At 62.7% G+C, this 12,235-nt stretch carries 10 protein-coding genes and 1 pseudogene; 2 read left to right on the plus strand and 9 right to left on the minus strand.

Annotation, left to right across the window (positions count from 1 at the left end; genetic code table 11):
* Positions 1 to 121 precede the first annotated feature (121 nt).
* Positions 122 to 718 (minus strand): annotated as a pseudogene (locus GRAN_RS27300) (methyl-accepting chemotaxis protein); the annotation flags it as partial.
* A 933-nt stretch (positions 719 to 1,651) separates the two neighbouring features.
* Complete coding sequence (locus GRAN_RS17770) at positions 1,652 to 1,990, minus strand: energy transducer TonB (protein WP_161571025.1); 339 nt, start codon at positions 1,988 to 1,990, stop codon at positions 1,652 to 1,654.
* 309 nt (positions 1,991 to 2,299) lie between these two features.
* Between GRAN_RS17770 and GRAN_RS17775 the strand changes: the two genes are divergently transcribed.
* Entirely contained in the window at positions 2,300 to 2,482 is a 183-nt protein-coding gene (locus GRAN_RS17775; RefSeq protein WP_128914398.1) for a hypothetical protein, read from the plus strand.
* 10 nt (positions 2,483 to 2,492) lie between these two features.
* Here the strand turns inward: GRAN_RS17775 and GRAN_RS26755 are convergent, their stop codons facing one another.
* A complete protein-coding gene (locus tag GRAN_RS26755; RefSeq protein ID WP_128914399.1) occupies positions 2,493 to 4,811 on the minus strand; it encodes an outer membrane protein assembly factor BamB family protein in 2,319 nt (772 codons plus the stop codon).
* Positions 4,812 to 4,998: 187 nt separating this feature from the next.
* Between GRAN_RS26755 and GRAN_RS17785 the strand changes: the two genes are divergently transcribed.
* On the plus strand, positions 4,999 to 5,754 hold the full coding sequence (locus GRAN_RS17785) for an SDR family NAD(P)-dependent oxidoreductase (RefSeq protein WP_128914400.1): 756 nt from the start codon (positions 4,999 to 5,001) through the stop codon (positions 5,752 to 5,754).
* A gap of 12 nt (positions 5,755 to 5,766) precedes the next feature.
* Here GRAN_RS17785 and GRAN_RS17790 read toward each other — a convergent pair whose 3' ends face one another.
* The 6 genes from GRAN_RS17790 to GRAN_RS17815 all read right to left on the minus strand — a co-directional run bounded on the left by GRAN_RS17790 (position 5,767) and on the right by GRAN_RS17815 (position 11,799).
* Positions 5,767 to 7,017, minus strand: a complete 1,251-nt coding sequence (locus GRAN_RS17790) for an MFS transporter (RefSeq protein ID WP_128914401.1) — start codon at positions 7,015 to 7,017, stop codon at positions 5,767 to 5,769.
* Between the two features lie 88 nt (positions 7,018 to 7,105).
* Positions 7,106 to 7,918 (minus strand): ThuA domain-containing protein, encoded by an 813-nt coding sequence (locus GRAN_RS17795; RefSeq protein WP_206662802.1) that lies wholly within the window; start codon positions 7,916 to 7,918, stop codon positions 7,106 to 7,108.
* A 112-nt stretch (positions 7,919 to 8,030) separates the two neighbouring features.
* On the minus strand, positions 8,031 to 8,432 hold the full coding sequence (locus GRAN_RS17800) for a hypothetical protein (RefSeq protein WP_128914402.1): 402 nt from the start codon (positions 8,430 to 8,432) through the stop codon (positions 8,031 to 8,033).
* Positions 8,433 to 8,472: 40 nt separating this feature from the next.
* Entirely contained in the window at positions 8,473 to 10,062 is a 1,590-nt protein-coding gene (locus tag GRAN_RS17805) for an acido-empty-quinoprotein group A (RefSeq protein ID WP_128914403.1), read from the minus strand.
* On the minus strand, positions 10,059 to 10,877 hold the full coding sequence (locus GRAN_RS17810; RefSeq protein WP_161571026.1) for a c-type cytochrome: 819 nt from the start codon (positions 10,875 to 10,877) through the stop codon (positions 10,059 to 10,061). Before GRAN_RS17810 ends, GRAN_RS17805 begins: the two co-directional genes overlap by 4 nt.
* A gap of 40 nt (positions 10,878 to 10,917) precedes the next feature.
* On the minus strand, positions 10,918 to 11,799 hold the full coding sequence (locus tag GRAN_RS17815) for a hydroxypyruvate isomerase family protein (protein ID WP_128914405.1): 882 nt from the start codon (positions 11,797 to 11,799) through the stop codon (positions 10,918 to 10,920).
* Positions 11,800 to 12,235 lie beyond the last annotated feature (436 nt).

Below are 12,235 nucleotides of genomic sequence, written 5' to 3' on the forward strand. Positions count from 1 at the left end.
GTCGAGCAGACGCCATGCCTGTAGCGCGCCGTTTTGGGACAGGAGAGGACGGTCGGTGCGTTAAGCGCGTCCGCGGCAAAGGCCCAAAGACCTTTGCCGCGGAGTTGATGGAGGAGAAGATTTAGGCTGCGAAGCTTGGCCGCTGAAGGGGGCTCCTTCGGCTGCTGTGCGTGGGGGTGAACTGTCCGGTGGTGTCGCCGTTGACGACCGAGCTGAGGATGCGGACGATGTCTTCGAGAGCCTCGGACTGGTGGGTGAGTTCTCCGGCGGCTTCGGCGCTTTGCTGAGCGCTGGCCGCGGAGGTCTGGGTGAGTTGCTCCATCTGGGAGATGGCCTGGGTAATGTTGCCGATGCCGTGGGTCTGTTCGGTGCTGCCGAGGTTGATCTGGTCCACGAGGAGCTTGACCTTGCCGGACTCTTCGGTGACTGCCTTGATGGCGATGGTGACCTCGTCGACTTTGTCCTTGCCGCTGTTGGACTTGTTGATGGATTCCTCGATGAGTGTTGCAGTGTCTCGAGCGGCCTGGGCGGAGCGCTGGGCGAGGCTGCGGACCTCATCAGCGACGACGGCGAATCCGCTTCCGGCTTCCCCGGCGCGGGCGGCTTCGACGGCTGCGTTGAGGGCGAGGATGTTGGTCTGGAAGGCGATCTCGTCGATGACCTTGATGATGCGCGAGATCTTGCCGCTGGAGGTGTTGATTTCGTCCATGGCGAGGACGAGCTCGGCAAGGGAGCGGTTGGTGACGGTGAACTTATCCTGCGACATGGACATCAGGTCGGCAGCGCTGCGGCAGTTGTCGGAGTTGCGCTGAGCCATGGAATTGATCTCTTCGGACGAGGCGGAGGTCTCTTCAAGAGAGGCGGCCTGGTTGGAGGAGTCGCGGGAGAGGGAGCTGCTTGAGGAGGCGATCTGGGTGGCCGAGGTGCCGATGCGGACGGCTCCGTCGGAGAGCCGGTCCACGAGTTCGCGGAGCGGGTGCGAGACCTGCTTCTCGAGTACGAAGACGGAGGCGGCGGCGAAGGCGGCGGCAAGAAGGAAGAGAACGAGACCAAGGAAACTCTGATGGCTGTTCGAGGTAGTGATGGCGTCGAGTTCAGCCTGGAAGTCGCGGGTGCCGATGGTTTCGTGCAGCTCGCTGAGAGAGTGCTGCAGCTTCACCGTCTCCTGCTCGATGCCTGTGAGGGCGGCCTGATCCTGCGACGAGAGATTCGTGGACCCGATCATCTTGGCGTAGGTGGATTTGGCGCGGCTATGAAGGTCATTGAAGGAGTCGAGTGCGGTGGCGGCCTCCTGCTGCAGGGCAGGGTTGTAGGCGAGCTTCTCGCGAGCGTTCTGGAGGGCTGTGGCACCGGCACGGGCGTCGGCGTCGGACGCGTTCAGGACGGAGGAGTCCTGCTGCATGACGGCGTCTTTGTAGCCCTTGGTCAGCTTCTGGAAGCTGGCTTCGGCGATCTGGATGTTGGAAGCCGCGGGAAAGAGCGACTCCGACGCGATGTTGATGTGTTTCTGGGTGGCGGAGGTGGTGACCTCCACCATGCCCAGGAACAGGATGTAACCGACCGCCAGCACACCGATGCTGAGCAGCAGCTTGCCTCGAATACTCATGATGAAATGCCTCAGTCTGTGCGCTAGTTGGGAAGAGATCGGGCCTTATTCGGCGTTGTCGAAGTTGATCTGGATGGTGACGGTTGCGACGCCATCGCCGGGAGCGAACTTCCAGCGCTTGACAGCGTCTTCGGCGGCGGCGGAGAGAATCTTGTTGGTGCCCTGACCCTCGACTTTGGTGACGGCTCCGGTTGCATCGACGGTGGTGAGAACACGGACGCTGCCGGTGATGTGCATGCGCTTTGCCATCTCGGGATAGACGGGCGCGATCTTGTGGACGACAGCGCGGTCATCCGCGTGGAGAGCGGCGGGGGTGAGAATGCCGAAGGCGAGAACGAGGGCGGGGGCGAAGCGGGCGAAGGGCGACGTCTTCTGGATGCGCATCTTTTTAGTGCTCCTATGTGGAATATGCATTTCCGAAAATTGGGTGCGACGGTTCAGAACTTCAGGTCTTCGATACGGGGTGGACTGCGAACTACGAGAGACGCTGCACCCTATCGGCAGAGGTCTTCGTTTTTTTCAATGACGGCAGGAAATTTTCTGGCGGAAGTGGGCTCCGGCCTTGTCTTGCGGCCTCTCGCCTCTATTTCTCTTTCGCTGCATGGGCTCTTCGGGGCATGAAGCGCGATGCGGAAGAGGCATGTTCAGAAGACGACGGGAGTCTTAGGATTCTGGTTCAGAGGGACTGACGTCATGAGCATGACAAGCTATGCAACGAGCGAGAGCTATCAGAATGGGATAGAGGTAAAGCGCGGGGAGTTCGACGGAATCGAGATGGCCGAAGGCGCACTGCGTCTTCCGGTCTCGCACCGATCGGATACCGTGAGGGCGGTTCTTGGGGTTGAGATTTCGCGTGCCCCGCGCCGGGCTGCCTAGACTTGACCCTCTAGTGCGCCGCGGGATCCGGCGGAGGCGCCGTCCTGGGGAAGGCGTGCGCGAGGTAGGCGGCGACCGCGTCGAACTCCTCGTCCGTGGCTACTGCTCCACGGCCAGCCATGACCTGGACGAGGTCGTTCCACTCCTTGGGGTCCATGCGCTTGTTTGCCGATACCTTTGCAGCGTGGCAACCGGAGCAGGTACGGAGCATGAGTTCGCGGCCAGGGCCGGGGGGGAAGAGAGCGGCGTCGGCGGCGGGCATCCCCTTGGGTAAGGCTGATGTGGCTGGAGCTGAGGCTGCGGTCTGGGCTGCCTGGGTGGGCGGAGCGACCTTGGACGGGGTGGACGAGGCGGCGGTGGGACCCTCGAGCGAATAGACGACGAGCGCGTCGCTCTCGAGCTTGGCTCCGATGAGGCCGCCGCCGGTGGCGACGATTGCGATGTATTGCCTGCCAGTTGAATCGGCGTAGGTGATGGGGGTGGACTCGGCAGAGGCTGGGAGTTTGGCTGTCCAGATCTCCTTGCCGGTGGCGGTTTCGAAGGCGCGGAAGCGGGCGTCGTCGGTGGCTCCAACGAAGGTGAGGCCGGAGGCGGTGAGGATGGCTCCGCCGAGGCCGGGGCGTCCGGTCTTCTGCTTACCTTCGGGGAAGCTGTCGGTGACGCCGAGGGTGGAGCGCCAGGCGATCTTGCCGGTGTTGACGTTGACGGCGACCAACTGGCCCCAGGGCGTGGGGGTGCAGGGGAGATGCGTGTCAGGGTTCCAGAACCGGGTGAGACCGGCGAGCGGGCCGGAGTTGTTGTAGCTGCCGTCGGGGTTCCTGACGATCCGCATGGGCTGGGAGAGGTTGTTGACGTTGGCGATGAAGAGGCCAAGTTTAGGGTCGAAGGCTCCGCCGTAGAAGTTGACGCCGCCCTGGGTGCCGGGCATGGTGACGGTGTAGCGGTCGAGCTGGGGCGGGGTGAACTCGACTTCGCCGAGGAGCATGTTGTTGTCGTCGACGTACTTCTTGCACCAGGCTGCGTGGTCGGGCGTGTCGTTGTAGAGGGTGGCGCGGGAGATGGTGGTCTGCGAGAGGGGCTCGGGCAGGACGGGGAAGGGTTGGGTGGGCGAAGTCTCTTCGCCGGGGACGTTGCTCTTGGGGACGGGGCGCTCCTCGACGCCGTAGATGGGCTTGCCGGTGACGCGGTCGAGGATGAACATCAGGCCGTTCTTGTTGACGGTGGCGACGGCGGGGATGGTCTTGCCATCGTGCTGGACGTCGAAGAGGGTGGGTGGAGACTGGGTGTCCATGTCCCAGATGTCGTGGTGGACAACCTGGAAGTACCAGAGGAGCTTGCCGGTGTCGGCGCTGACGGCGACGAGGGTGGATCCGAAGAGGTTGTTGCCGGGGCGGTCGACGCCGACGCGGTCGTTGTTAGGCGCGCCGAAGGGCATGTACAGGATGCCGCGGGCCATGTCGACGGTCATGTAGCCCCAGACGTTGACGCCCGAGCGATCCTTCCAGCTATCGCCGGACCAGGTGTCATGACCGGTTTCGCCGGGGCGGGGGACGGAGTGGAAGGTCCAGACGAGCTTGCCGGTCTTGGCATCCCAGGCGCGGGTGTCGCCGGCGGGGCCAAGGCCGCCGTCTTTGCCTCCGGGACCTTCGCCGGGGCCGGAGCCGGTGATGACGAGGTCCTTGTAGATGACGGGAGGCGACGGGAGGATGTAGCTCTTGTCCATGCCGGTGGTCATGACCTCGGGGGTCTTGAGGTCAACCATACCGTTGACGCCGAAGCCGGGGTTGAGCTGGCCGGTGGCGGCGCTGATGGAGTACATGCGGCCGCGACGGGTTCCGAAGATGATGGCGGGGGCGGCGCCTTCGCCGGCCCAGTAGGAGGCTCCACGCAGGGATGCGTTATCGCCGTCGGGAATGTTGAAGGCCCACTTCTCCTGGCCGGTGGCGGAGTCTAGCGCGACGACTCGGCTGTATGGGGTGACCACGTACATGGTCGTACCAATGACGAGGGGCTGGGTCTCCGACTGGTGAAGCGCGCTGACGTTGGCGGGCTTCATGTGATAGGTCCAGGCGACCTTGAGGCTGGCGACGTTGGCGGGGGTGATCTGGGTGAGCGGGGAGTAGCGCTGCTGGCCGAGGTCGCGGCCGACCATGGGCCAGTCGCCAGGTGCGGTGGCGGGCTGGGTCTGGGCTCCTTTGCCGATGGCTAACAGGGGCATGAGGAAGAGAGAGCTGATGAGGGTGGCTGACCATCCCCTGCTGAGTGGGGGTCTTTGTTCCGTTTGATTTACCTGCTTAGCGAGTTGCGCGAGTCGTGGATTGCGGATCACGTGGTTTTATCCCCAGCTCGCCTGTCAGCATATTCAGGAGAGGGATCTGTATATCACCTGTAAAAATGCAGTGTCAAAGAGGCGTGGCTTGCATTTGCGGGATTTTGCAACAGGTTTGAGTGCATATCACGTTTGTGGCTTATAAACGTAGAGGCACTTCGAGATACCGATATCGGTGGGTTCAACTATGAAGATTGATCTGACGGGTAAGACGGCTGTGGTGACGGGCGCGAGCCGCGGGCTTGGTGAAGCGATGTCGAAGTCTTTCGCCGAGGCTGGAGCGCAGGTGGCGCTTGTGGCGCGGAATGTGGCGAAGCTGGAAGGCGTGCGGGATGCGATCGTTGCAGCGGGCGGCGTGGCCGAATTGTTTGCGGGCGATGTGACGTCGGAGAGCGATGTGGCGGCGATCGCCGAGGCTGTGACGAAGAAGTTCGGTGCGCCGCAGATCGTGGTGAATAATGCGGGGTCGAATATTCGTAAGTCGCTGGTGGAGTTTACGCTCGAGGAGTTCAAGAGCGTGATGGACTCGAGCCTGATCTCGACGTTCCTGGTGAGCCGTGCGTTTGTGCCGGGGATGAAGGGTACGGGCTATGGGCGAGTGATCAATATGACTTCGATCATGGCGCATATCTCGCTTCCGGGAAGGACGGCTTACTCGTCGGCGAAGGCTTCGCTGCTTGGGTTTACACGGTCGCTGGCGCTGGAGCTGGCGGGTGAGGGAATTACCGTCAACGGCATCAGTCCGGGACCTTTTGGGACGGAGATGAATGCTGCGGTGATGAATAACCCTGAGGTGAATGCGCAGTTCCTGGCGAGTTTGCCGGTGGGGCGTTGGGGCAAGGTCGAAGAGATCGGGGCGTTGGCTTGCTACCTATGCTCGGACTATGCGGGGTTTATTACGGGCACGGATATCTTGATTGATGGTGGGTGGACGGCTAAGTAGCGCTGAAGCTTCCTAGATGGCTGCGTCGACTGCGATCTTCGGGATGGTGCGCTCGGGATTGAGGTAGAGCCAGCACAGGGCGGAGATGGTGGCTGCGCCAATCATGAGGTAGATGAGCGGGTTCCAGTTGCCGGCGGTTCGCTGGAGGATGAGGCCGCCGATGACCGGTGCGATGAAACCGGCGAGGTTGCCGAGCATGTTCATGGCGGCGGCTACGGTGGCCGTGTAAGCGCCGCCGATCTCGACGCAGGCGTTCCATGAGATGGGCATGGTGAGGTCGCTGCAGAAGCTGGCGAAGGCCATGCAGATCATGGCCGGAACGACGGCCTGAATGCGCGTGAAGACGAAGAGCAGGATGGCGGTTCCGAGGAAACCGAAGAAGGCCACGGCACGGCGCGGTATTCGCAGCGGCATGAGGCCCGAGATGAGGGAGCCGAAGCCTCCGAAGAGAAGAGGCAGGACGGACAGCGCGGCGGCGCGGGACGGGGACTGGCCGCGCGCTTCGCGCAGATAGGTTGGAAGCCAGGTGATGTAGAAGTACCAGACGAAGGAGAAGCAGAAGTACTGCGTGACGAGGATCAGGACTTGCGGTGTGAGGAGGAGAGACGGCCAGCCGGGGGCTGCTTCCTGATGCCGGGTGAGTACGCGTGAGGATTCGAGTAACTCGAGTTCGGCTGCGTTGACGGATGGGTGCTGGGCTGGGTCATCCTTGAACCAGAACATGAAGATCGCGCACCAGACGAGGCCGAGTGCGGCGAAGGCGACGAAGGCCCAACGCCATCCGCAGAGGGATATAGCGGCGAGGACGAGCGGTGGAGTTGCCGCTCCGCCCCACCGGGTGCAGGCCCACATGAGCGATTGGGCGGTGACGCGTTCGCGCTTCGGAAGCCAGGCGCTGAGCATGCGGGTGAGGTTGGGGAAGCAGCCTGCTTCGCCTGCGCCGAAGGCGAAACGGATGACGCAGAGGGAGACGATGTTCCAGGCCGCGCCGGTGAGGGCTGTGAAGATGGACCACGCCATGACGATCCGTAACAGGACGCGGCGCACACCGAGGCGGTCGCCGAGGATGCCCGCGGGTAATTCGAAGAGCGCGTACGAGAGGGCGAAGGCGCCGAAGACGAGGCCCATCTGCGCCTTGTTGAGGTGCAGGTCGCGAGAGATGGGACCGGCGGCCTGGGAGATGGCGACTCGTTGAATGTAAGAGAGGACGGCCAGACCGATGGCGAGGGCGACGACGTTGTATCGGGCTCGACTTGCCTGCATTCGGTATGCCTTTGGCGCATCCTCTTCAGGATGAGATGTCACTGGCTATGATGCTTGTTTGGATTTCGAGCTGATGGGAACATCGCGACTACTGTGGTTTGCGCGCGGGTGGCGGCGGAGCCTTGTAGTCGACGAGCTCGTTGATTGGTTTCTTTCCTGCCCATGCGATGCCGCGTAGGAGCATGTCCTGTAGCTGCGGGTTGGCAAAGTTGGCGTAAATGTGGCCCTGCATCCAGACGAAGGCTCGTGCGGGTTCACCGCCGGGAAGCGTGTGTTCGTAGGTCCAGATCTGCGGGGCGACCTCGCCCTTATGCGCGCCTGCACTTGGCGTTCCTGGGATGATCGCGGTCGCGAGGATATGGGGTGCGGGATCCCTGGCCCAGGTCATGTTGTAGAAGGCCTCGTCCTTAATGGTGAGGTCGGTCATGCCCTGCATGATGGGGTTCGACTTATCGACGATGGTGTAGGGGATGTCGGCGTCAAGGGTGTAGTTGACTTCGCCGTGCTTCTTCGCGCCGCCGACGAGGGTGGCGAAGTAGGCTGGGTCGGGGCCGCAGAGAACATCGTGAAGGCTGACGATGCCACCGCCGCGTTTGACGAAGGCTTCGAGCGCGGCCTTCTCGGTGTCGGTCATGTAGCCGGCGTCGCCCTTGTACATGACGATGACGTCGGTGTGTTCGAGCTCAGCGGCTGTGGGTGCATGCAGAGAGCCGTCGACGACCGCGCCGTGAGCGGTGAGGACCTTGCTCCAGTCGGCGAGGAACTGCGGGTAGTCATGCTGGCCGGCGAGATGGGACTTGAGCCCGGCGCGGATGTAGATGTGCATGCCGTCGGGGTTCTGTCCGGGAGCACGTGGCGCCCCCGGTGGTGAGGTCTGTCCCTGGGCTGATAAGACGGACATGCAGAGCATCGTGCCGACAGCGAGAGAGAGAGACCGCAACCACGGGGACGTCATAGTGTTCCTTTGATCCGTTTCAGAGGCACCGCTAGAGCCGGCCTCTGAGCAAGAAGGGTTATTCACCGCCTACCGCGTTCGTTTTCACGCTTGCGGCTGCGGGCGGGGCACTGGGTGTTGGTGGAGGAGCCAGGTTGGTGGAGAGGTAGGTGAGGATCTTGTCGTATTCGTCATCCGTGACGACGAGACCCTTGTCCTGCATCTTGGCGATGGTCTCGTCCCACGACTTTTGTGTGCGGCGCTGCGAAGCCCATACGGCGACGCTGTGGCACTGGGTGCACTTCTTCACGACGAGTGCCTTGTTAGGTGCTTCGGGAAGATCGTCCGCGGCGGCTTGCGCGTGGACGTGGGTGAGATCGAGGAGACGCGGTGCGATGGAGACTTCGAGCGCCATCATGGTTGCCGCCATCAGGATGCCCTGGATCGCCCGCTTTGTCTTGGTGTTCGCCTGGAATGCCATAAATGTGTCAGCCCCTTTTCGGGTTAATGGTACTACCAGCTCAACGCAGGACGAAGGCGTAGAGGGTATCTCCCGCCGCCGCAAGGAGATACTGCTTGCCATCGAGTTCGTAGGTGATGGGGCCGTTGTTGACGGACGCCTGGAGACCGGCGTGCCAGACGATGTCTCCATTGGCGGCGTCGAAGGCGACGAGGTTCGTGCTTGGATCGCCGACAAAGAGGAGGCCTCCGGCGGTGGTGAGGATGCCGGAGCGTGCGCCGGTGGTGGCCCAGTCGTGCGCCCACTTGATCTTGCCGGTCTGGTAGTCGATGGCGCGGAGGGCGGATTTGGCCCATCCGCCGCGATCGTTGCCGGCCCAGCCTTCGGGCTTCTCGCTATCGTCGAAGAGGTAGTAGACGCTGTAGGCGTCCTCGGCTTCGACGTAAAAGAGGCCGGTCTGGGGGTCGAAGCTTGGCGGGAACCAGTTGGCTGCGCCGCCCTGGTTGGGCGCGACGAGGGCACCGTTGACCTGGCCCATCTTGGCGGGCGACGGGATGGGCTGGCCCTTGGCGTCGACGCCGGAGGTCCAGTTCTGCTTGGCGAAGGGTGCGCTCACGAGAGCTTTGCCGTTGGTGCGGTCGAGGACGAAGAACCATCCGTTGCGGCTGGCCTGGGCGACGAGCTTGCGCTTCTGGCCCTTGAAGACGGCGTCGAAGAGGACGGGGGTTTCGACGGCGTCCCAGTCGTGGGTGTCGTGCGGGTTGGGTTGGAAGTACCAGACTAGCTTGCCGGTGTCGGGGTTTAGCGCGACGATGGTGGAGGCATAGAGGTTATTGCCGAGGCGGCCCTTGCCGTTGATGACGGGCTGCACGTTGCCGGTGCCGAGGATGTAGAGGTTCTGCTCGGGGTCGTAGGTGCCCGGGATCCAGGTGCTTCCGCCGCCATGCATCATGGCCTCGGTGTTGGGCCAGGTGGCGGCTTCGGGCGTGCCGGGTTCGGGATAGGCGTACCAGCGCCACTCGAGCTTGCCGGTGGTGGCGTCGTGCGATTCAAGGTAGCCGGGGACGTCGAGGTCGTCGCCGCCGATGCCGATGAGCACGTGGTTCCGCACGACGACGGGAGCGCCGGTGCCGAAGTTGAGGAAGTCCATGTTGCCAATGCTGCTGTGCCACTTCTCCTTGCCGGTGGTGATGTCGATCGCTACGAGATTGCAGTCGGTGGTCGCGAAGTAGAGCGTGCTGCCGGAGATGCCGGCGCCGCGGTTGCCAAGGGCCGAGCCGCCCTTGCTCTCCCAGTCGTAGACCCAGATCTCCGTGCCGGTACGGGCGTCGACGGCCCAGGCGCGGTTGGGCACGGTGAAGTAGAGGACGCCATTGACCTGGATCGGCGTGGCCGAGAGCCGCAAACGGCCCATCTGTCCGGTCGAGCCTTCGACGCGATACATCCAGGCAGGAGCGAGGGAGTTGACGGTGTTCTTGTTGATCTTGGTGAGCGGGCTGAAGCGGCGGCCGGAGTAGTCGCCGTTGTAAGTCGGCCAGGTGTCGGTGGGCTGCTGGAGAAGCTTGGCGGGATCGAGGGGAGTCTGCGCCGAGAGAGCCCCGGAGAGGGAGGCACACGCGATGAGGGTCGCGAGGATCTTGGTACCGATCATTTCAAGGTCTCCAGGTAGGTGGTCATGTTGTGGATGTCGTCGTCGGTGTAGTGGTCGAGGAGATCGACATGGCCCTGGTAGGGATCGATCGTCTTGACGATGACGCCCTTGCCGCGCGAGAAGGTCTGGGTGACGCCATCCTTGTCGCGCAGAGAGACGTTGAAGTCGTCGATGCGGCCGAGCTCGCCGCTGAAGGACTTGCCGTCGGGAAGGGTGACGGTGACCTGCATCTTCTTGACACGTGGGGCAGTGCGGGCGCCGCGTGGGCCGCTATTCGGGAAGATGAACTTCTGCTGCAGCGTGGCAGGGTCGTAGCGCTTGCCGACCCCGGCGAGGTCGCCCGTGGTGGAGTGGCACGTGGCGCAGGATGCCTGGAAGAAGGCTTCGCCGGCCTTCTTGTCGCCACTGAGCAGGTTGGTCGGCTCGTTCGAGTAACCGCTGCGCAGGGTCTTGTTCACATTCGTGACGAGGTACGCCGAAAGCTCGGTGAGCTGGTCCTTGTCGAACGTGAAGTGGTGCGTTGGGCCGGTCGAGAGATAGGGGCCGAGCTCGGAGCCGTGCAGGGCGTTCATGCGGTCGTGGAGGACGAGGGCTGAGCGGATGAGGTCGGGCGCGGTGTCGGTGCCGCGGCCCACCTTGCCGTGGCACGAGGCGCAGGACGAGGAGAAGATGGTTGCGCCACGAGTGACCGCGGTGGGGTCGATCGCTTGTGTCTGCCTGCCCTGACCGTTTGTGACGGTCGCTGCCACAAGCGTGAGAGCAGAGGCCGCAAGGGCGAAGCCTATAGGTCGACTCGACCATTTTGAAGATCCCATCCTGTCTCCTTCACCTCTTCGGGTGGTGTGTGGCGCGGGTCTAGACATCGCAGAGATTGGCTGCCTGCAGGAGCGAGGCTTTGGGATCACCCTTGGGGGAGTATTCGTGAGCGACGTAGCCCTGGTAGTTCGTGGCTGCGATGCCGCGCATGACGCCATCCCACTGGACTTCCTGGGTTCCGTCGAGGTCATGCCGGCCAGGGACGCCGCCAGTGTGGAAGTGGCCGATGTAGTCGATGTTGGCCTGGATGGTGGCGATGAGGTCACCTTCCATGATTTGCATATGGTAGATGTCGTAGAGCAGCTTGATGTTCGGGGATCCTACTTGCTTCATGACCTCGACACCCCACGCGGTGTGGTCGGCCATGTAGTCCTTGTGGTTGACCTTGCTGTTGAGGAGTTCGAGGACGAGAACGACCTTGTTGTCCTCGGCGACCTTCTTGAGGCGGTTGAGGCCGATGACGGTGTTCTTCGCGCCCTCTTCGTCCGACATTCCCATGCGGTTGCCGGAGAAGGTGATGACGTTGGGGACGCCCATCTTGGCGGCGATGGGGATATTCTTGCTGAGGCCTGCGACGATCTTGTCGTGATTTTCGACGCGGTTGAGGCCGTCCTTGATGCTTCCGCCCTCGGCGTAGCCCATGGTGCAGATGATGCCGTATTTGTGGGGGATCTCCCACTCAGTGGGCTGGAGGAGATCGACGCCCTTGAGGCCGATCGAGGCGGCGTAGGCGCAGAGTTCGTCGACGGTCATCTTGGGGTACTCCCAACGGCAGACGGACTGCTTGATGCGTCCTTTGCGCGGCATGGGCGTGGTGGAGTCGGCAGGCTTATCCTGCGCCCAGGTGGTGGGCGAGGCGGACGCGAGCGCCGCACCGGCGAGGGCTCCCTGAAGCATGCTTCGACGCGAGATGGCAGACATAATCGAACTCCGATCGTGGTGGAACCAGGAGAAGGGTTTCGTGGTCTTCAGAAGCCGGATGATGGTCGTTCGACAAACGCTTGCCGGCTGGCGAGCCGCTTGGGTGGCTCGTGCGCCGGCGTGTTTGCCGATGTGAAAAACAAGCGCTTCAGAGAGAACGTTTACGAAAGCGGAAAGCTCAACGCGGTGGACGAGGCTGCTGGTCGGTCCAAAGTTCGCGTTCCGTAAAAGAGTGATCTGTGAGGCGTATGTTCTTCTAGGCGTTGAGGGTTGCCGATGTCAAGGGCAATGTTCTAAGTGTTGCAATCGCTTACATTTGGCCATTTTTTCAGAATGGGTGAGTCCTGTTTCGCGGCTTCGCGCGGGAGAGGCGGGGTTCGTTGGGACCCGGTGCGATGTTCGCCGCGGATACTTGACAGTGACAGGTCGGACCGCT

The organism is Granulicella sibirica, from assembly GCF_004115155.1.
In the GTDB taxonomy this organism is placed as follows: domain Bacteria; phylum Acidobacteriota; class Terriglobia; order Terriglobales; family Acidobacteriaceae; genus Edaphobacter; species Edaphobacter sibiricus.

Bases quoted from the DNA above. Each gene is read 5' to 3' on its own strand.
- GRAN_RS17770 (WP_161571025.1), bottom strand. From the start codon at position 1,990: ATGCGCATCCAGAAGACGTCGCCCTTCGCCCGCTTCGCCCCCGCCCTC.
- GRAN_RS17775 (WP_128914398.1), top strand. From the start codon at position 2,300: ATGAGCATGACAAGCTATGCAACGAGCGAGAGCTATCAGAATGGGATA.
- GRAN_RS17785 (WP_128914400.1), top strand. From the start codon at position 4,999: ATGAAGATTGATCTGACGGGTAAGACGGCTGTGGTGACGGGCGCGAGC.
- GRAN_RS17790 (WP_128914401.1), bottom strand. From the start codon at position 7,017: ATGCAGGCAAGTCGAGCCCGATACAACGTCGTCGCCCTCGCCATCGGT.
- GRAN_RS17795 (WP_206662802.1), bottom strand. From the start codon at position 7,918: ATGTCCGTCTTATCAGCCCAGGGACAGACCTCACCACCGGGGGCGCCA.
- GRAN_RS17800 (WP_128914402.1), bottom strand. From the start codon at position 8,432: ATGGCATTCCAGGCGAACACCAAGACAAAGCGGGCGATCCAGGGCATC.
- GRAN_RS17805 (WP_128914403.1), bottom strand. From the start codon at position 10,062: ATGATCGGTACCAAGATCCTCGCGACCCTCATCGCGTGTGCCTCCCTC.
- GRAN_RS17810 (WP_161571026.1), bottom strand. From the start codon at position 10,877: ATGGGATCTTCAAAATGGTCGAGTCGACCTATAGGCTTCGCCCTTGCG.
- GRAN_RS17815 (WP_128914405.1), bottom strand. From the start codon at position 11,799: ATGTCTGCCATCTCGCGTCGAAGCATGCTTCAGGGAGCCCTCGCCGGT.